The organism is Pseudoxanthomonas sp. PXM04 (genome assembly GCF_014851695.1).
Taxonomy (GTDB): domain Bacteria; phylum Pseudomonadota; class Gammaproteobacteria; order Xanthomonadales; family Xanthomonadaceae; genus Pseudoxanthomonas_A; species Pseudoxanthomonas_A beigongshangi.
Genome location: NZ_JACVAG010000004.1, coordinates 124939 through 145022, shown reverse-complemented (window position 1 = coordinate 145022; position 20084 = coordinate 124939). Strand labels below are relative to the sequence as shown.

General features: G+C 68.0%; 15 protein-coding genes and 1 pseudogene. 10 read left to right on the top strand and 6 right to left on the bottom strand.

Translation table 11 applies throughout. From position 1 onward, the window contains the following. Window positions 1-3: 3 nt before the first annotated feature. From IB228_RS11525 to otsB, 3 genes and pseudogenes are all read right to left on the bottom strand, one after another. On the bottom strand, window positions 4-1059 hold the full coding sequence (locus tag IB228_RS11525; protein WP_183636401.1) for a glycosyltransferase family 4 protein: 1056 nt from the start codon (window positions 1057-1059) through the stop codon (window positions 4-6). Between the two features lie 74 nt (window positions 1060-1133). Beyond that, a pseudogene (locus tag IB228_RS11520) lies at window positions 1134-2504 on the bottom strand (trehalose-6-phosphate synthase); the annotation flags it as partial. Then, window positions 2501-3265: a trehalose-phosphatase gene (gene otsB, locus IB228_RS11515; protein WP_192198573.1), complete on the bottom strand. Its 765-nt coding sequence runs from the start codon at window positions 3263-3265 to the stop codon at window positions 2501-2503. The gene otsB and the pseudogene IB228_RS11520, both read right to left, overlap by 4 nt. 128 nt (window positions 3266-3393) lie before the next feature. On the opposite strand from otsB, the gene IB228_RS11510 reads away from it, so the two are divergent. After that, a complete protein-coding gene (locus IB228_RS11510; protein WP_183636391.1) occupies window positions 3394-3894 on the top strand; it encodes an MgtC/SapB family protein in 501 nt (166 codons plus the stop codon). Window positions 3895-3963: 69 nt separating this feature from the next. Further along, window positions 3964-6918 (top strand): EAL domain-containing protein, encoded by a 2955-nt coding sequence (locus IB228_RS11505; protein ID WP_192198571.1) that lies wholly within the window; start codon window positions 3964-3966, stop codon window positions 6916-6918. Window positions 6919-6969: 51 nt separating this feature from the next. Here the strand turns inward: IB228_RS11505 and IB228_RS11500 are convergent, their stop codons facing one another. Together IB228_RS11500 and IB228_RS11495 are read right to left on the bottom strand one after the other, a co-directional pair. Then, on the bottom strand, window positions 6970-7299 hold the full coding sequence (locus IB228_RS11500; RefSeq protein WP_183636385.1) for a hypothetical protein: 330 nt from the start codon (window positions 7297-7299) through the stop codon (window positions 6970-6972). A gap of 342 nt (window positions 7300-7641) precedes the next feature. Next, a complete protein-coding gene (locus IB228_RS11495; RefSeq protein ID WP_183636382.1) occupies window positions 7642-7938 on the bottom strand; it encodes a hypothetical protein in 297 nt (98 codons plus the stop codon). A gap of 216 nt (window positions 7939-8154) precedes the next feature. Here IB228_RS11495 and IB228_RS11490 point away from each other — a divergent pair, with 216 nt between their 5' ends. Next, window positions 8155-8766, top strand: a complete 612-nt coding sequence (locus tag IB228_RS11490; RefSeq protein WP_183636379.1) for a hypothetical protein — start codon at window positions 8155-8157, stop codon at window positions 8764-8766. 72 nt (window positions 8767-8838) lie between these two features. On the opposite strand, the gene IB228_RS11485 is transcribed toward IB228_RS11490, so the two are convergent. Continuing rightward, complete coding sequence (locus IB228_RS11485; RefSeq protein ID WP_192198569.1) at window positions 8839-9132, bottom strand: hypothetical protein; 294 nt, start codon at window positions 9130-9132, stop codon at window positions 8839-8841. A 267-nt stretch (window positions 9133-9399) separates the two neighbouring features. On the opposite strand from IB228_RS11485, the gene IB228_RS11480 reads away from it, so the two are divergent. From IB228_RS11480 to IB228_RS11450, 7 genes are all read left to right on the top strand, one after another. Further along, window positions 9400-9876, top strand: coding sequence for a low molecular weight protein-tyrosine-phosphatase (locus tag IB228_RS11480; protein ID WP_183636373.1), 477 nt, complete (start codon window positions 9400-9402; stop codon window positions 9874-9876). A gap of 170 nt (window positions 9877-10046) precedes the next feature. After that, entirely contained in the window at window positions 10047-12365 is a 2319-nt protein-coding gene (locus IB228_RS11475; RefSeq protein ID WP_183636371.1) for a UDP-N-acetylglucosamine 2-epimerase, read from the top strand. A gap of 42 nt (window positions 12366-12407) precedes the next feature. After that, window positions 12408-14675 (top strand): polysaccharide biosynthesis tyrosine autokinase, encoded by a 2268-nt coding sequence (locus IB228_RS11470; RefSeq protein ID WP_183636369.1) that lies wholly within the window; start codon window positions 12408-12410, stop codon window positions 14673-14675. Between the two features lie 30 nt (window positions 14676-14705). After that, window positions 14706-16115: an asparagine synthase-related protein gene (locus tag IB228_RS11465; RefSeq protein ID WP_183636367.1), complete on the top strand. Its 1410-nt coding sequence runs from the start codon at window positions 14706-14708 to the stop codon at window positions 16113-16115. Window positions 16116-16117: 2 nt separating this feature from the next. Continuing rightward, complete coding sequence (locus IB228_RS11460) at window positions 16118-17200, top strand: right-handed parallel beta-helix repeat-containing protein (protein WP_192198567.1); 1083 nt, start codon at window positions 16118-16120, stop codon at window positions 17198-17200. Window positions 17201-17610: 410 nt separating this feature from the next. After that, entirely contained in the window at window positions 17611-18741 is a 1131-nt protein-coding gene (locus IB228_RS11455) for a right-handed parallel beta-helix repeat-containing protein (RefSeq protein ID WP_192198564.1), read from the top strand. 179 nt (window positions 18742-18920) lie between these two features. After that, window positions 18921-20081, top strand: coding sequence for a glycosyltransferase family 4 protein (locus IB228_RS11450; protein ID WP_183636361.1), 1161 nt, complete (start codon window positions 18921-18923; stop codon window positions 20079-20081). Window positions 20082-20084 lie beyond the last annotated feature (3 nt).

Here is a 20084-nt window from a genome sequence, read left to right as displayed (position 1 = left end):
CGTTCAACCCTTGGCCATGCGCAGGTCCGGACGCGTCAGCAGGGTCTGGTAGAGCCCCACATATTCGCGCGCCATCGCGGTGACGGAGAAACGCTGCTCGAACACTTCGCGGATGCGGGCGCGGTCGAGCCGTTCCACCTGTTCGACCGCCGCGCTGGCCGCCGCGATCGAATCCACGATATGGCCGGTGACGCCTTCGTCCACCACTTCAGGCACCGAACCGCAGCGCCAGCCAATCACCGGGGTGCCGCAGGCCATCGCCTCGATCATCACCAGCCCGAACGGCTCGGGCCAGTCGATGGGAAACAGCAGGGCGCGGGCGTTGCCGAGGAAGGCCGGCTTCTCCTCGTCGTTGATCTCGCCGATGAACTCCACGCCGTCCTGCTCCAGCAGTGGGCGGATGGTTTCGCGGAAGTAGACGCGGTCGTGGGTGTCGACCTTGGCCGCGATGCGCAGCGGCAGGCCGACCCGGCGCGCGATCGCGATCGCCCGATCCAGTCGCTTGTCGCGCGACACCCGGCCCAGGAACGCCAGGTAGTCGCCGGCCGGGTTTTCCGCCGGCTGGTAGAGATCCTCCGGCAGCCCGTGGTAGACCGTGCCCAGCCAGTTGGCCCAGGGAATCGGCCGGCGCTGGCTTTCGGAAATGGAGACCAGCGGGAATTCCGGCCAGCGCCGGTAGAAGGCCGGCAGATCCTTCTTGTCCTGGCGCCCGTGCAGGGTGCTGATCGTGTGCGCGGCGACCGGCTCGAACAGCGGGAACGGCAGCAGGTCGATGTGGAAGTGGATGATGTCGAATTCGTTGGCACGCCGGGCCACGTCCGACAGCATCGCCAGGTGCGCGGCCACCGGCGACTTCAGTGGCGACTCGTCCAGCCGGATCGCGCAGTCGCGGCCCGGCACCAGGGTGGCCGAGGTGCGTGAGTCGCCGGAGGCGAACAGGGTCACGTCGTGGCCGGCGGCGACCAGCGCCTCGGTAAGGTAGGAAACCACCCGTTCGGTGCCGCCGTACAGCCGGGGCGGCACCGCCTCCAGCAGGGGGGAGATCTGGGCAATCTTCATCGCGCGCGCACTCCCGCCAATACATCGGGCCGCGTGTCGGGCAGCGCCTTCACGGTGGCTTCGGAGCCACCGCCATCGCGCAGCGTCTCGAGGAATCCACGCGCCCAATGGCCGACGTCGTTGCCGCGCAGCTTCGCGATCAACGCGTGCCAGCGATCCTGGCGTTCGCGCAGGGGCATGCGCGCGGCGGCGTCGATTGCGTCGGCCACCGCATCGGCGTCGTGCGGATTGACCAGCAATGCCTCGGTCAGCTCCTCGGCCGCGCCAGCGAAGCGCGACAGCACCAGCACCCCCGGATCCAGCGGCGACTGCGCGGCGAGGTATTCCTTGGCGACCAGGTTCATGCCGTCGCGCAGCGGCGTGATCAGGCCGATCGCGGCGGCACGATGGAAGCCGGCCAGCACGCTCTGCGGGAAACTGTCGTTGACATAGCGGATCGGCGTCCACTCGGGCTTGGCGTGGCGACCGTTGATGTGGCCGGCCAATCCTTCCAGTTCGCGTCGCACCTCCTGGTACTCGGGTACCTGGATGCGGCTGGGCGGGGCGATCTGCAGGTAGGTGAGCTGTCCGGCGGAGGGCGCGCCGCTTTCCAGATGCCGCTCGAACGCGCGGAAGCGTTCCGGCAGGCCCTTGGAGTAGTCGAGCCGATCCACGCCGATCGCCAGCCGCCGGCCCGACAGGCTGGCGCGCAGATCGCGTTCGGCGATGCGGGCTTCGTCGCTCTGCGCGCAGGCCACGATCGCCTCGACATCGATGCCGATCGGGAACGCGCCGCTGCGGCCCTGCGTGCGGATGTCCTGCTGGCGCAACGCATGCCGGTAGTTGTCCAGATCCGTGCGGGTCTGGAAACCGGCCAGGTCGTAACAGGCCAGCGCGGCGAGCAGGCGACGGTGCACGGGCAGGGCGGACAGCACGTCCGGCGGCGGCATCGGGATGTGCAGGAAGAAACCGATACGGTTGTCGATGCCCAGTTCGCGCAGGCATTGGCCGAGTGGAATCAGGTGATAGTCGTGCACCCATACGGTGTCATCCGGGCGCAGTTGGCCGGCGAGGGCTTCGGCGAACCTGCGATTGACCCGCCACCAGGCCTCGTGATGCTCGCGGTGGTAGTCGACCAGATCGATGCGGTAGTGGAATAGCGGCCACAGCACCCGATTGGCGAAGCCGTGGTAGTAGGCGTCGAATTCGTCCGCGGGCAGATCCAGCAATGCATACTCCAGCCGGCCGGCGCGGGTGCGCGCCAGCGGCAGGCGCGCGTCGCTGGCCATGCGACCGCTCCAGCCCAGCCACAGGCCGGGGCCATCTTCCATGGCCGCGGCAAGCGCCACCGCCAGGCCCCCGGTCTGGGTTTCGCCGGGCAGGGCGACCCGGTTGGAGACCAGCACCGTGCGTCCCGCGTCCCCCTCGCCGCGAGCCACCGGCCGGTGCCGTGATTCGATGTTCATGCCAATACCTCGTCGTGTAGGGAATCCAGCAGCCAGCGGCGCACCGCGCCGGGATTGGCCAGTCGATGGCGCGCCGCGCTGGTGCGCGCCGCGCCAATCAGCACACTGACGCCGTCCAGCGCATTGACCTGGGCGAAACCCGGCTCGTCGGCGGGATCGTCGCCAATGAAGGCCGGTCGCCGGCCCTGGAACGGCGGCGCCTGCATGAAGGCCGCGATCGCCGCGCCCTTGTCCATTCCGACCGGGCGGATCTCGATGCCGTGCGCGCCGGGATGCAGGCGATGGCGCGGCAGCCGCGTCCGCGCGGACTCGGCGAACGCGCCCAGTTCCGGCGCTGCATCAGGCGCGGCGCGCCAGTGCAGGAACAGGCAGCCACCGCGGCATTCGATCAACGCACCGGGAAAACGCGCGGCGATCGCCTCGGCTTCCGCCGCCAGCGCGAGAAAACCGGCATCCATCGCCGGGGCCGGATTCCATCCGGCGTGCCAGCGTCGTTCCAGTCCGTGCAGGCCGGCGACCGCCGCGATATGCACGGGATCGAACAGGGCGTCCAGCGCTTCCACCGATCGACCGCTCACCAGCGCCAGCGCGCCGCCGCATTTGCGGGACAGCGCGGGCAGGGCCTGTTTGATCGCGGGATCAATCCGCACCGCATCCGGCGTGGGCGCATGTTCGGCGAGTGAACCGTCGACATCCAGGAACAGCGCCCAGTCATCCTCTATCAGCGGTGGTTCCGCTGCCAGGGTACTTTCGCTTTCCATGGTTTCATCCTAGGTAGCGCGGCGTGAGCGCGATGTGGATGGGTCTTCATCCCGCGCCAACATTTCGCGCACGGCGCGTTGACTGCCGCCGCGCGAGGCTGCGATCTCCCGGGCTGCGAGACGACGGCATGGTTTCCGGATTCGCGGATCAATGGAACGTGCTGCTGGAAGTGGTGTACGCGATGGCGCTGGCGGGCAGCATCGGCGTGGAGCGCGAAATCAAGAACCGGCCGGCGGGTTTCCGCACCCACATGCTGGTCGGTGGCGCGGCCGCCTTCCTGGTTGGCATCGGTGGCCTGGTGATGGCCGAGAGCATGCGCGAGCCAAGCCCCATCCTCACGGTGGACCCGTTCCGGCTGGTGGAGGCGGTGATCGCCGGCGTGTCCTTCATCGGCGCGGGCACCATCTTCGCCCAGCGCGGCGCCGGTACGGTGACGGGCATCACCACCGCGGCTTCGTTGCTGATGGTGGCGGTGATCGGCGTGGCGGTGGGATTCGACTACGACCTGCTGGCGTTCCTGATCACCGCGGCCACGCTGTCCGTGCTGGTCGTGCTGGCCTGGATCGAGCGCCTGATCGCCCGTCGCCGACCGCCGGGCGGCCCCCCAAGGCCACCGGCTTCCGCTTGAGCGCCTACAGGGGTATGGTGGCGCCCGGGGGACATCGACCATTCCGCTACCTGGCTGCTCAGCGTCGCCATGACGGATACGCACAAGGAATTGCCCATAGTTCGCTCCACCCGGACGGTCGCCTGGTCGGGCATCGCGCTGGCGCTCGTGCTCGCGTATCTGCTGGGCTATTTCGTCTACCGCGACCATCAACTGAGGCTGGACGCGGCGCGGCGCCAGAGCATGGCGCTGGCCGAAGGCACGGCCAGGCTGCTGCGGCTGGAACTGCGGAACCTGGAACGGGCCATGGCCGGTATCGCCGGCGATGCCCAGCAGGCGTTCCGCACCGTCCCCGAATCGGCGTCGGCGCTGCTCGGCGAAGCGGTGGCCGGCGTCGTGGGCCGCCACCAGGAACTGCACAGCATCGTCATCGTGGATGCGGCCGGGCGCGCGATCACCCCCGGCCATGGCCTGCGGATTCCGCCGCCGCCGCGCGGGTCGCCGACGCATGCCCTGCGCTTCGGCGCGCTCCAGCAACTGGATGGCGAATGGCTGTTGCCGCTGCTGACGTCGATGGACGACGGCCGCTGGATCGTGGCGCGCCTGCGGGTGGCGGAAATCCAGCGCCTGGTCGCAGGCCTGGACACCGGGCGGGACGGCGTGGTGACGGTGATGGATCACGGTGGCACGGTGCTGGCGCGCAGCCGCGACGCGGCGCACTACGTGGGACGCCGTTACCCCGAGATCCTCCCGTCCGGACCGCCATACGCGAGCAGCGCGATGATTCGCCGCAGCGGCGTGGACGGGGTGGTGCGGATCACCTCGCGCCTGCACCTGGACGACTATGGCGTGTTCGTCAGCGCGGGGCTGGGACGCAAGGAAATCCTGCACCCCTGGTATCTACTGCTGTTCGGATCCCTGGCCGTCTACGTGCTGTACTGGGCCAGCCTGCTGTATCTCATGCGCCACACCCGCCAGGCGGCGCGCGCGCAGAAGCGCCTGATCTCGGAAGTGCGCCGCGCCGGCGAAGGCCTGCGGCTGGCGCAGCGCATCGGCAAGACCGGCAGTTGGGTCGTGCGCCAGTCGCCGCCGCGGGTGGAATGGTCCGAACAGGTATCGGAGATCTTCGGATTCGGACCCGAACGCAACAGCGCCGACCGGGAGGAGTTCTACGCGCTCGTGCATCCCGATGATCGCGATGCGCTGCGCGCGCGTTTCGCCCAGGCCTGGCAGAGCCGCGAACCCTTCACCGCCGAGTACCGGATCGTGCGCCCGGACGGGCAGGTACGCTGGCTGCTGACCCGCGGCGGCGCGGTCGAGGGTCAGGAAGGCGGCGCCGCGATGACCGGCACCCTGGTGGACATCACCAACGAACGCAGCGCACAGGCGCGGCTGCTGGAGACCGAACGCCAGTACCGCCTGCTGTTCGAGCGCAATCCGATGCCGTTCTGGGTTTTCGACCTGGAAACCCTGCGCTTCCTGGAGGTCAATGCGGCGGCCGAGCGCCACTACGGCTACAGCCGCGAGGAATTCCTCTCGATGTCCATCATGGACATCCGCCCGCCGCGCAGTTCGGTGGACATGCTGCAGTCGCTGACCGAGCCGGCGCCCTCGCACGAAGGCGAGGTCTGGAAGCACCTGAAGCGTGACGGCAGCGTGATCGACGTGCACGTGCGCACCGACACCATCAGCTACGACGGCCGGCCCGCGCGGCTGGTGCTGGCCGAGGACATCAGCGAAACGCTCGCCTACGAGCGCGAACTGAACTACCGCGCCAGCCATGACACCGCCACCGGCCTGCTCAACCTTCCCGGCCTGAAGGCCGCGCTGGCGGCCGAGGGCAAGGGCAGCTATGCGCTGGCGTACGTGCAACTGCGCGGGCTCGAGCTGGTGATCGACAGCCTGGGCCAGGCGGTCGCGACGCGCCTGCTGGATACCCTGACCAGCCGCCTGGAGACGCTGGCCGATCCATGGGGCGAGACCGCGTTCGTGCCATCCGAGGCATTCGTGGTCGCGCTGCGCCCCGGCGTGGATGTCGACGAAGCGGTTGCCGCGCTGCATCGCGCGATGACCTTGCCGGTGGAGCAGGGCGGCTCGCGGCGCAGCCTGGAGGCGTGGGTGGGCGTGGCCCGGTTCGACGGCGAATCGTTCGAGAACGCGGTCAGCCATGCCGCGCTGGCCGCGCACGTGGCGCGTACGCAGGACGTGCCCATCCGCATCTTCGACGCGCCGATGGCGCAGGCCGCCAGCGAACGGCTGCGCATGATCGGGCGCATCCACGTGGCGCTGGAACAGCGCGACTTCATGCTCCATTTCCAGCCCATCTACCGGCTCGAGGATCGCCGGCCGGTCTGCCTGGAAGCATTGCTGCGCTGGCCGCAGGCCGATGGCGGATTCGTGCCGCCGTCGCAATTCGTGCCGCTGTCCGAGGATGCCGGGCTGATCACGACACTGGGCGACTGGGTGATCGAGGAGGCGGCGCTATGCCATCGCAAGCTGGTCGCGGCCGGCTGGTCGGATCTGCCGATCGCGGTGAACGTGTCGCCGGCGCAGCTGCGCCGCCCCGATTTCGCCGAACGCCTGATCCGCCTGCACGAGCGCCAGGGGCTGCCGCGCGGCGCGCTGCACATCGAGGTCACCGAAAGCATGCTGCTGGACAGCCCGGAAGGCACCATGCGGACCCTGCGCACGCTGCAGAAACACGGCATCTGCACTTCGCTGGATGATTTCGGCACCGGCTTCTCCAGCATGTCCTACCTGCACCAGTTGCCGCTGGACGCGCTGAAGATCGACCAGACCTTCGTCCGCAACGTCGCCGATGACGACCGCAGCGCGGCAATCTGCCACGCCATGATCACGCTGGGGCACAGCCTGGGCCTGACCCTGGTCGCCGAAGGCGTGGAAACCCGCGCGCAGCTGGACTGGCTGCATCGTCACCATTGCGATCAGGTGCAGGGATATCTGCTGGCCCGGCCGATGGATCTGGCCGGGACCCTGGAACACCTTGGCCCGGCGCCGCCGCCGGAACTTCCAGCCAGGACGTGAGCGATCCGGCCATGCGACGGATCATGGTCGACGGACACCTCGCCAGCCGGATCAATGCAGGGTCCAAATATCCGGGATCAGCGCCTCGGCCGATTCGCGGAAGCCGTCCTCGAACTGGGGCGGCAGGCCGAGCGGGAAATTCTCGGCCGCGACCTGCAGGCAGGCGATCAGCCGTGTCTGCACGGGTTCGTCCACGGACTGCATGACGGTGGACGCCACGTAGCCCATGACCGCGAGCTGGCCCTGGAGCCTGCCGAAGTGCTCCAGTACGCTTTCGACCACTTGATCCTGACGTTGCATGCGCCGCTCCACCGCCGGCTCCAGGCGGCGGCAGAGGGCTTCCAGTTCGGCGAGGCGGGTTTCGATCGACGTCTTGCCCATGCGCATCTCCTGCTTGGCTTGCAGGACTGCACCTTTCCCGCGACCGCATCAAGAGAACGTGTGCGGGAAGCGGAGAACCGGTTGGCGATCCAGACGAGGTTGACCCGCCATTCCCGGCGACCGTTGTGGCCTCGGGCCGGTTCTCCTGTGGGGCTGCGGGTCAAGGCGAGGCTCCGCGAGGGAGTGCGTCCACTGAATATGCAGCCGGCCGGGATGTTCTCCGGCATCCACGCCCGCGAGTTTCCGCCACGCGGGGGAAATCGCGGGTGCAGGGCGGATCCACGCTTCGTTAAGAAGCGGGCGCCGCAAAGCGCGGGTTCATCCGCCGCGGGCCGGCGACGCCTAGTGGGGCGGGGCGGTGCGCAGCAACGGCGGCTCATGTCCCAGCGGATGGGTCGGCAATCCCCCGCAGGCCACGCAGGCATCGTCGAGGGGCGCATGCGGCTGTCGCCAACCCAGCACGTACCATCCTTCCTCATCGTCCGATGCCAGTTCCGCGTGCCATGCGCGGCCATCGTAGCGGCCGCTGAACCAGCCGGTCACGTCGTCGATCGAGCACGCATAGATCGCCAGCGGCACGTTGACCGGGGGCGCGCGTTCGGGCAGGTAGCAGCAGGCGGAATCGGCTGGCGGACTCATCTGGAATTCCGCGTGCCGCGCACGCCGGAGAGGAGGACGATCCGGTTGTACTCCCGAGTCCGGCAAGAGCGTGTGTGCATCGCCGCGTTAAAGGCGGATGCACGCGAAGGCGTCGCGCTGTCACGGCGCGTTTGCACGGCCGAGGCTAGAACATCGGCAAGTTGGCGAGTCGCCACGAATCTTTTGTTTCTCCCACCCGACGGCAAGGAGTATCCAATGGCACGCTCATCCATGACCGACCAGACCCAAGTGAACGAACTGCTGCTGCAGGCGCTGGAAACCGAGCGCGGCGGCATCCAGGTCTACACCGCCGCCCTGGAGGCGGTGCAGAACGAGGACCTGAAGGAAGAGTGGCAAAAGTATCTGGAGGAAACCCGCCAGCACGAACAGATCCTGCTGGACGTGTTCGAACAGCTCGGCAAGGATCCCGAGGCGGCCAGTCCCGGCCGTGAGGTGGTCGCCCATCAGGGTCGTTCGCTGGTGAAGGCCATCCGGATGGCGATGGCCGAAGCGGGGGCCGCCGCCGCCGAACTGGTCGCCGCCGAATGCGTGGTCCTGGCCGAAACCAAGGACCACCAGAACTGGGAGCTGATCGGCCGGGTCGCGGAAAAGGCGGGCAAGCAGGAAGGCAAGATCCTCAAGGCCGCGCACGATCAGGTGGAGAAACAGGAAGATCACCACCTCTACCACACGCGCGGCTGGGCCCGCGAATTGTGGATCCAGTCGCTGGGCCTGCCGGCCGTGTTGCCGCCGCCGGAAGAGGAACGCAATGTCGAAACCGCCATCGGTGCCGCGCGCGCCGAGCAGGCGCGCGACAAGATGATGTAGGCACGCCGCAGCAGCAGGCGCCGTCTCAGATGCAGTGGAAACCTGCCGCGCCCAAGGGCGCGGCAGGTCCGTTCAGAAATCGTCGACGAATTCCACCGCCATTCCCAGGCTTTCAGCGCTGCGGATGATCAGTTCGCGCACCTCGTCGCCGGTATGCGGTCCCGGCACTTCGATCTCGATGGCATGCACGCCACCGGCGCCCTGATCGTCGACCAGCCCGGCCGAGCTGGAATCCTCGTCGTCCATGTGCGGCATCAAATCCGCCACTTCCTCGACCCGTTCGACACCGTCCACGCCATGCACCACGCTCATCACGGTGGCGACATCGGCCTCGCTTCCGGTCAGTCGGATTTTCAGCAGGGGCATGGGTGGGCTCTCTCGTGATGGGCAGGGATGGAGATTCGTCGCCCCGGCGGATGCCGGGGCCCATTTGGATTTCCATTCTTGGCGAGATGCTCCGCACGGACCGCAATGGATTCCAACTGGACCGAGGTATGGAAAATCCGGCATGCCGTTCATCTGCCCGCATCCTGCATAGAACGAAAACGCTGACGAGCATGTGAAGAGCGTGCGCATACACGCTCGACACGGCCGCGCTGGCAGGCTGCACCGCATGAACATGATGGCGTCGCGATGTACCAGGTATTGATCGTATGTGTCGGCAACATCTGCCGCAGCCCGATGGCCGAGGCGGTGCTGCGTTCGCACGGGCACGCGGCCGGCCTGCGGGTGCGTTCGGCCGGGCTGGCGGCGCGGGTGGGTGATGGCCTGCATCCGATTGCGGCCGAATTGCTTGCCGAGAATGGTCTTCGATTGGATCACCATGTCGCCCGCCAGATCGATCTGCGCATGCTGGTCGAGGCGGATCTGGTGCTGGCGATGGAGCAGAGGCAATTGCGTGCGCTCGAGGCGATCGCGCCACCGCTGCGCAACCGCATGCACCTGCTGGGCAGATGGAAAGGTCGCCAGGAAATACGCGATCCCTGCGGAAAGCCGCGCGACGCCTTCGTTCGCACCTTCGATCTGATCGGAGAGTCGGCGCGCGCCTGGTGCGAGCGGATGCCGATCGGCTCCGATTCACGATTGTTCGCGCTGCCTGCACACAGCTGAGCCGATGCCCTTACGCAGTTCACGCTTTCATGCGCTCATCAAGATGCTGTCCGTAGATTGGAAACGGAACGATCCACTAACGCACACATCACGCGGGACAGTGGTTTTGCCAGGGATGACCGGTTGGACAGGATGGCCATCACGGACTAGTGAGTAGCGAGGATTTCTGGATGGAGCATCCGAGGATCATCGCCGCCAGCGCGATTGCGTTGGCGGTGACATTGTTCGCCATCTTCTCGATGCGCCCGTGGGCGCGCCGGGTCGGTCTGGTGGACAGGCCCGACACCCGCAAGCAGCACAACGGGCGGGTGCCGCTGATCGGCGGCATCTGCTTCTTCATCGGGCTGCTGGTGGGACTGGCCTACCTGGGCTTCATCGACCGCTTCGTCATGAGCGTGATGATGGGCGCCGCCCTGATCGTGGCGATGGGCGTGGCCGACGACGTGGTCCATCTGACCGTGCAATCCCGCCTGCTGATCGAATCGGCGATCGTCGCCCTGGTGATCCTCAGCACCGGTTACTACGTCGATCACATGGGAGGGCTGCTGCCGGGCGACATCCGGCTGGGCATCTGGGGCATCCCGCTGACCATTTTCGCGGTCATCGGGCTGATCAACGCATTCAACATGCTTGACGGCATCGACGGCCTGGCCGCCTCGATCGCGCTGGTCTGCATCGGCTCGGTGTTGCTGTACGACCGCGCGGGCTGGACCGCGGTGGGCGCCATGCTGATGCTGCAGGTGCTTTTCGCGGCGTTGATTCCCTACATCTTCGCCAACCTGGGCTGGCCGGATGGACGCAAGATCTTCATGGGCGACGCCGGCAGCACCGCGATCGGATTCCTGCTTGGCTGGAGCCTGATCTACCTGAGCCACTCGCGGGTCGGCCGGCTGGCGCCGGTGGACGTGCTGTGGTGCGTCGCCTTGCCGGTGATGGACACGCTGGCGGTGATGTACCGGCGCATCCGCGCGGGACGTTCGCCGTTCGGCGCCGACCGCCAGCATCTGCACCATCTGTTGATGGACAGCGGCTTCTCGCCGCGCGTGACCCTGGCGCTGATGGTGTCGATCGGCATCGTCCTGGCCCTGCTGGGTTACGTCCTGCGGGCGGTGCCGGACATCGTCAACCTGTTGTCGTTCATCGCCGCCACCGTGATCTACCTGCTCGGGCTGCCGCGCCTGCTCGAACTGCGCACGCGCGGTTTCAGCTGGCCGTCGCGCGGGCTGGCCCGGTTCGTGCCGTCCCCGCACGCCGGGCGACGCTTCGTGCCGCCTGGCGCCGTCAGCAGCGAGGACCACGAACCCTATCCGGTCGTCCGCGGCGCCGATGGCGATGGCCCGGTGCGCGCCCTGTGCGTGGTCGCGGCCACGCCGGACGCGATGGGCGTGGCGCCGATCGCGCAGCGGCTCGCCGATGACGCCCGTTTCCAGACCAGCGTGTGCCTGTCCGAAGTGCCTGGCACCGACGGCGAGGCGGCGCTGCGCCTGTTCGGCCTGAAGGCCCAGGATCGCCTGTCCGGCGACGACGGCGCCGACGCGCTTGTCACCGGCGCGCGCGAGCTGCTCGACCAGATACGCCCCGACGTGGTCCTGGTGCCCGGCAACGCACCGGCCACGTTCGCGCTCAGCCTGGCCGCGCATGCCGATGACGTCCCGGTGGTGTGCGTGGACGGCGACGCGAGCGCGGCGACCCCTTCGCATTGGCCCAACGAAGCGAGCCGGCGCATCGTCCAGTCGCTGGCGGCGCTGCACGTGGCCGCCAGCGAGGACGCGGGCCGGCGCCTGCGCCTGGAGGGCGTGCCGGAGGAGCGGTTGCTGGTGCAGGAGGGCATCGTCGCCGAAACCCTGCGCACGGGACTGGATGTGCTGCGCGCCGAACCCAGGCTGGCCAGTGCGATCGCATGGCGTTTCCCGTTCCTGCGCGATGAGAACCCGTTGCTGATGGTCGCCTGCGCGCCGGACCAGGACGCCGCCGTGCAACTGGCCGAGGCGCTGGAAATGATCGCGCGCCGGCGCCCGGACGTGGACATCGTGTGGCCGCAGGAATCCTCCGGCAATGGCGCCGCCGGCGATGTTTCCGCCGCGCTGCATGCCTTCGCCAACGTGCATATCCTGGAACTGACCGACTACCTGGCCTGGCTGCACCTGCTCGAACGTGCGCAATTGGTACTTGCCGGGCAGGGCGGCGGTTTCCCCGGCCAGTTGCAGGGCAAGCCGGTGCTGCGCGTCTGCGACACGCCCGATGGCGAGGGCAACGGCATCGCCATCGGTACCACCGCGCTGGCCATCGCCGGCCGCGTGCTGACCCTGCTCAGCGAACCTGCCGTATACCAGTCGCTGGCCACGGCGACCACGGGCGACGCCCGTGCGGGGCTTCCCGGCGACGAGGTACCCGACGCGCTGCTGCGCCTTCGTACCGGCGGACATCCGCCCCATCCCCCCGAAGCCCAGGACATCCGCTACGCCTATGGCGTGCGCGAAGCGTCCTGACCGGCTTGCGTGAATCCCATCTGGCAACGAGGTGACTCCCCCATGGCCACTCAACTCATCACGCGGACGTTTCCGCCCGGTCCGGATCTGACCCCGGGCCCCGCGCCCCGCGAGGGCGATGTCGATCTGCCGACCCTGGTGGCGACGCTCAACCAGAACAAGCGCATGATCCTGCTGGGCACGGCGGCGTTCTTCCTCGCCAGCCTGCTGTACGTGCTGGTGGTGACGCCGACGTACGAGGCCAACGCGGTGGTGCAGGTGGAAAACCGGCCGGCGATCCCGCCGGGCGTCAGCACCAACGCCGCCATGCAGGGCCCGCCGCCGATTTCCACCTCGCCGGGCGCGACCGAAGTGCAGTTGCTGACCTCGCGCCGGGTGATCGGCGAGGCGATGACGCGACTGGATCTGGACGTGGACGTGCAGCCCGCGCGTCTGCCGCTGCTGGGTGAATTCATCGCCCGCCGTTACCAGAAGTCCCACCCCGGGGCGCTGTCGTCGCCATGGCTGGGCCTGAGCGGCTATGGCTGGGGCGGCGATGTGCTGGAAGTGGCACACCTTGAAGTCCCGCGCGAACTGACCGGCGCGCAGTTGCGGATCACCGCCGGCGAAGGCGGGCAGTACGTGCTTTCCACTCCGGACGGCCGCGTGCTGTTGCGCGGCAAGGCCGGCGTGCCCGCCCGCGCGGGCGGCACCGAACTGCTGGTGCGCCGCCTGGTCGCCAACCCGGGCATGCGTTTCGACGTGACCCGGCGGGACCCGACCACGGTGATGGCGGCGCTCAAGCAGGACATCACCGCGACCGAGCAGGGCCGAAATTCCGGCGTCATCGCGTTGACCTACGCCAACGCCGATCCCGAGCGCGCCCGTCGCGTGCTGGATGAGGTGACCCGCGAGTACGTGCACCAGAACGTGGCCCGCACGTCCGCCGAAGCGGCCAGCCGGCTGAAGTTCGTGACCGAGCAGTTGCCCAACGTGCGCGAGGAACTGGCCAAGGCGCAGGCGGCGCTCAACCAGTTCCAGACCCGGACCCAGACCCTGGACGTGGCGGTGCAGAACCGGGCGTTGCTGGATCGGACCATCGCCCTGGATGCCGGCATCCAGCAATTGCGCATCCAGATGACCGAGGTCGCCAACCGCTTCACCCCCTCGCATCCGACCTACCAGACCCTGCAGCGGCAGATCGAACAGTTCCAGGGCGAACGCGCCGCCCTGCAGGGCCAGATCCGCGACCTGCCGGATACGCAGCAGGGCCTGTTCCGCCTCAACCGCGACGTCGAGGTGACCAACCAGACCTACGCCAACCTGCTGGACCAGGCGCAGCAGCTGAACATCGCCCGCGCCAGCGCGGTCGGCAACGCCCGCGTGATCGATCCGGCCGCGGTCAACCTCAACAGCCCGGCCTGGCCCAAGCCGCTGCCGGTGCTGGCCGCCGGCACCGCGCTCGGCGCCGTGCTGATGATCGCCTTCGTGCTGATGCGCCAGCTGTTCCGCCGCGGGGTGGAGGATCCGGTCGACATCGAGCTGCTGGGCCTGCCGGTATACGCCTCGATTCCCTTCAGCGAGAAGGGCCGCGAGCTCACCCAGCGCACCGGCGGCCGCCGCCGCGAGCGGCGCCAGCGCCTGCTGGCGCTGAGCGCGCCGTCGGACCTGGCGATGGAGGCACTGCGCACGCTGCGCACCAGCCTGCACTTCGCGCGGATGAAGACCCGCAACAACCTGCTGATGATCTCCGCGCCGAGCCCCGGCGTGGGCAAGACCTTCGTCTGCGCCAACCTGGCGGTGACCATCGCCCAGACCGGCCAGCGGGTCCTGCTGATCGACGCCGACATGCGCCGCGGCACCCTGCACGACGCCGTCGGCGTGCGCTGGGAAGGCGGACTGTCGGATCTGATCCTCGGCCGGATCGAACTGGAGGATGCCATCCGCCGGGTCGCCGGGGCCGACAACCTGTCGTTCATCTCGCGCGGCGCGGTGCCGTCCAATCCGTCCGAACTGCTGATGCACGAGAACTTCACCGCGCTGCTCAAGAACGTGGCGCATGACTACGACATCGTGCTGATCGATACCCCGCCGGTACTGGCGGTGACCGATGCGGCCGTGATCGGGCAGCACGCCGGCACCTGTCTGCTGGTGGTGCGCTGGGGTCTCAACCAGCAGCGCGAGATCGCCTTGGCCAAGCAGCGCCTGGAGCAGAACGGCGTGGAGGTGAAGGGCGCCATCTTCAACGGCGTGGAGAAGCGCGGGGCAGGGCAGTACGCCTATACGTACTACGAGTACCTGCCGGCGCCGCGCACCGCCGGGTCGCGCTGAGCACGCGGATCGCAACGACAAGGAGGAACCATGCAGATCACCATGTCCCCGTACTACGGGAAGCCCGACTTTTCCCCGTTGTCGGAGCCCAATGCGCAGCGCATCGACCCGGTGTCGGTGGCGGACCTGCTGCGCAATGCCTTCGTGTATCCGCCGCATTCCATCTACGAGGGCATCAAGCTGGTCACGTTCGGCTTCTCGCCGGACCAGGACATGCACACCGCGCCACGGTTCCGTTTCAAGTTCCGCAATGCCGGCGAAGTGCCGGAGGTGGCGCGCCATCCGCAGGACTGGATCGCGGTCTATCACCGCAAGCTGTGCGAGGCGATCGAGCGGTCCTGCGCCGGAATGTCCTCTCCGTGGCTGTTGCAGAGCGGCGGCAAGGATTCGACCACGCTGGCGATCGCGCTGGCGGACGCGCGTCCCGACGCGACCTGCATCACCTACCTGGGCGGACGCGAAGAGAACGAGGTCGAATCGGCGCAGCAGGTCGCGCGGCGACTCGGCCTGCGCCACGAATCGCTGGTCTGCGATCCGGGCCGCGCCTATGACCGCTATCTGGCACTGGTCGGGCGGATGCCGCTACTGACCGCCGACTTCGCGCTGCTGTCCTATGCGGACCTGGGCACGGAAGTGCGTGCGCGTGGCGGTGACGGCGTGATCGACGGACTGGGCGCGGACAGCTATTTCGGCACCCCGGTCGATCGCCAGCACCACTTGCTGGGCAAGCTGGCGCGCGGCATGCGCCTGCCGGTGGACGTCACCGCCTTGCCCGGCGTGGATCGCAGCTTCGAGGCGTGCTTCCTGCTGGGCACCCTGCAGATGACCCCGATCGAGCGGGTGTTCCCGGGTTCGCGCTTCAGCGACGCCGAGGTGGACGCGCTGTTCGGGCACCCCATATCGCGGCGCTCGCGGGCGCGGGTGACCCTGTTCCAGGAGGAAATCGCCACCGCCACCAGCGCCTGGGAATGGCGCGACATGTCGATGTCGATCGCCGGTTCGGCCGGCGCCTTCGCCAAGGGCCTGTATACGGCGCATGCGCTGGGACTGGATGCGGCCTATCCGTTCTGCGATCACGACCTGCGCGAATGGATCCACCTGGAGGTGCCGCGCCGGCAGAAGGTCGATCCGGAAACCGGCGTCAACAAGATGCTGATCCGGCGCCATATCGCAACCCGTTTCGCCGAACTGCCGTACGTGCAGCGCAAGGGCAGTTTCCGATTCGATCTGTGCGGGCTGGCCGCGCAGCGTTTCGACCAGGTGCACGGCTTCGCCCGCGACCTGTCGGAGCTGCTGCCGGGCGCGGTGCCCTGGCTGGAGCGCAACCGGCGCCGGCTCGACAACAAGTACCACGCGTCCAAGTTCTACCTGCTGGCCATCGTGCTGCCCTGGCTGGCCGCGCGCGGGGTGGCGACGGCCGCGCGGGAGAAAGCCGCCTGACGATGGACCGCCAGCGACGCCGCTGCCTGCATGGTCTGGTCGCGGGCGCGGCGCTTGCGGCCTTGCCCGCCGCCGGCACCGGGGCGTCGGCGCGTGGAAGCGTACGCCTGGACGTGCGTGAATTCGGCGCGCGCGGCGATGGACAGGGCGACGATACCCGTGCGTTCCAGGCCGCCATCGACGCGCTGCCGGAAGCCGGTGGCACCGTGGTCGTTCCCGCCGGCAACTACCCGATCGACCCGTTGCGGAGCCTGCGCCTGCGCAGCCGCATGCACTTCTCGATGGCGGCCGACACCCGCCTGGTCGCGATGAGCAATGCCGCGCCGCGCGCCTACGTACTGCTGCTGCAACAACTCGACGACGTGGAGGTGTCGGGCGGACGCATCATCGGCGATCGCGAGCGCCATCTGGGCACCACCGGTGAATGGGGACACGGGATCATGGTGCGCGGGTCCAGCCGGATCCGCCTGCATGACCTGTACATCACCCGGTGCTGGGGCGATGGCATTTCGGTGGGCGGCCTGTCCGGTGTTCGCGGCCAGCCGCCGCTGCCCAGCCGCGACGTGCTGATCCAGGACGTGGTCTGCCAGGGCAACCGCCGGCAGGGACTTACCATCGGCCGCTCCCGCCATGTACGGGTGTTGCGTTCTTCTTTCCTCGACACCGGCGGGGTGCTGCCGGGCTGCGGCATCGACATCGAACCCGACCCGGGAGGCGACGCACGCGACGTGCTGATCGAGGACTGCCTGGTGCAGGGCAACCAGGGAGCGGGCATCCAGCTGTACGAGCGTGTCCACGACGTCACCGTCCGCCGCTGCCGGATCCTGTCCAACCGTGGCGACGGCCTGCACCTGCGCGCCGCCACGGGCGGCCTGATCGAGGGCAACGAAATCCGTGGCAACGGCCTGCGCGGCATCACCGTCCGCGCGCGCAGCAGCGGCTTCCGCCTGCGCGACAACCAACTGCGTGGCAACGCCGCCCAGGTGGCGAAACGCTCCGGCAAGGAAGCCGGCTGGATGAACCTCGACGTCGCCCGCGGCGCCTCGTCCATCCAGATAGACCCCAGCAGCCGCCCAGGCCGCTGAGTCCCAGCCACTATCCTGTGGGAGCGACGTAAGTCGCGATGGGGATGCCACCACGCTTCGCGACTTACGTCACTCCCACAAGGTAGTGGTTTATTTCATTCGTCCTGCGAGCAATCAAAACCGCGTGAAAAAAGCGGACTCGACCATGGATTCCGGTAGAGAAAACACCGCGTTTTGCCGCAGAAAATGAATCCTTCCGCAAGCAGTAGTTGAGCCGTTTCACAGATACGAGATCTTCTCGCGCGCCGCGAGGAAAACTTCCCTATATTCCCCATCGGCCACGGTTCTCATCCGGGCCAATTCCTTTGTTTTCCTTTTACCGGGCCATTTGGCCCGCAGGGGTCATGGCTGTGAAAAACAATGCACTCGTGCACGACGTGCGCGAGGCAGGGACGCCTCGGCGCGAATTTTTGCGCAAATCCTTGTTGCTGGCACTGCCGGTAGCGCTCTACACGACGGGGATTCCCAAGGTTCTGGCCGCTGTCTACGCCCCTCCGGTCCGGGCCCGCGGCAGCACCACGCTCAATGTGAAGGACTGGGGCGCCCGCGGCGACGGCGCCACCGACGACACCACCGCGTTCCAGTACGCGATCGACGCGCTTCCCTCGACCGGTGGCACCGTGGTGGTGCCGGCGGGCGACTACGTCATCGACCCGACCCGCAATGTCCGCCTGCGCAGCAACATGCACCTGCTGTTGCAGGATGGCGCCCGCCTGCGCGCCAAGCGCAACGACAAGGAACGCGCGTACGTGCTGATGGCCTACAAGGTCAGCAACGTGGAGATTTCCGGCGGCCAGATCATCGGCGACCGCGAAACCCATCTGGGTACGACCGGGGAATGGGGCCACGGCATCATGATCCGTGGTTCGTCCAAGGTCACCGTGCGCGACATCCATGTCTCCAAGTGCTGGGGCGACGGCATCTCGATCGGCGGTGCGATGGTCACCAACGCACCGACCATCCCCTGCAGCGACGTGGTCATCGCCAACGTGGTCTGCACCGGCAACCGCCGCCAGGGCCTGACCATCGGCCACGCGCTGGGGGTCAAGGTGTACGACAGTGAATTCAGCGATTGCAACGGCATCGCGCCGGCCTGCGGCATCGACATCGAGCCGGATGTCGGCGACCTGCGCACCACCTCCACCGTGCACATCGAGAACTGCCATATCCACGGCAACGCCGGCAACGGCATCCTGGTGTACAAGCGGGTGAAGGGCGTCACCATCAAGCGCTGCACCATCGAGTACAACGGCGGGCACGGCATCCTGACCATCGGTCCGGACAGCGGCTACATCGCCCAGAACACCATCCGCCACAACTACCTGGTCGGCATGATGTTCGGCAGCGGGACGCGCAGCTACCAGTACAGCGGCAACATCTCGCGCAACAACAACACCCGCCTGCACGGCGTCCAGAAGACCGTCTATCCGCTGACCTACATGACCGGATTCGTCGACGGCAACAAGGGCAACGGCGCGCACGTGGCGCGGGTCAGCGACGTCTACGACATCCGGGTGACCAGCAACGGCTACGCCAAGTAATCGAACGGGCAAGTGAACTGGCGCTCAGCAGAATGACGAGCGCGTGCAGAGGCGGCCTCCGGGCCGCCTTTTTTCTGCCCGTTTGTTGGGCAACGTGCCGATTTGGTGGTGAGCGCGTGAACGGTTTTGCGGGCTCGACTTTCTAGAATTGCGGCGACGCTTCCCCCCACGGCGCCTGCATGAAGTTCATCCTGTTCGCGAATACAGACTGGTACCTCTACAACTTCCGACTCTCCACCGCTTTGCAACTGCGCTCCATGGGCATGGAGGTGGTGATGGTGTCGCCACCGGGCGAGTTTGGCCATCGCTTCGAGCAGCACGGCATCCGCTGGCGGCCATTGCCGATGCAGCGCTCCAGCCTCAACCCCTGGCGCGAGGCCGGCACCTTGGCCCGGCTGATCGGCGTGCTGCGCGAGGAGCGGCCGGACCTGCTGCACAGCTTCACCCTCAAGTGCGCCGTTTATGGCGCGCTGGCGGCGCGTGCGGCCGGCGTGCCGGCGGTGGTGAACGCGGTCACCGGCCTGGGTTATGTCTTTTCCAGCGACCGGGCCAAGGCGCGCGTGCTGCGGCCGCTGGTGTCGCTGCTGATGCGCGGTGCGCTGGGTGGCGAGCATTCGCGGGTGATCCTGCAGAACCCGGACGACGCGCAGGCCTTCGCCGACGCGCGCCTGGCACCGCCGCACAACATCCGCCTGATCCGAGGCTCCGGCGTGGATCTCAGCCGTTTTCTGCTGCGCGATGCCGACAGCGGCGGGCGGCGCCCGCTGCGGGTGCTGCTGGCCGCGCGCCTGCTGCGCGAGAAGGGCGTGTGCGAATACGCCGCCGCCGCGGAACGCCTCCGCGCGCAGGGCCGCGACGTCCGCTTCCTGCTCGCCGGCATGCCGGATCCGGGCAATCCGCATTCGGTACCCGCGGCCGAAGTCGAGGCCTGGCACGCGCGCGGCACGCTGGAGTGGCTGGGGCATGTCGAGGACATGCCGGCGCTGCTGCGTTCGGTCGATGTCATGGCACTGCCCAGCTATTACCGGGAAGGCGTGCCGAAGAGCCTGATCGAGGCCGGCGCCTGCGGCATCGCGCTGGTGACCACCAACCTGCCGGGTTGCCGCGAGGTGGTGAGCCGCGACGGCGAGGACGGCCTGCACGTGCAGCCGCGCAGCGCGGACTCGCTGGCGCGGGTGATCGCGCGCCTGGACGACGACCGCGATCTGCTGCGACGGCTGGGCGAACGCGCCCGCTCGCGCGCGCTCAGCGATTTCGACGAGAAGGTGGTCATCCGCAAGACCTGCGAGGTCTACGGCGAGCTGGTGCCGTTGCAGTTGCAGGGAGCGATGGCCGGATGATGA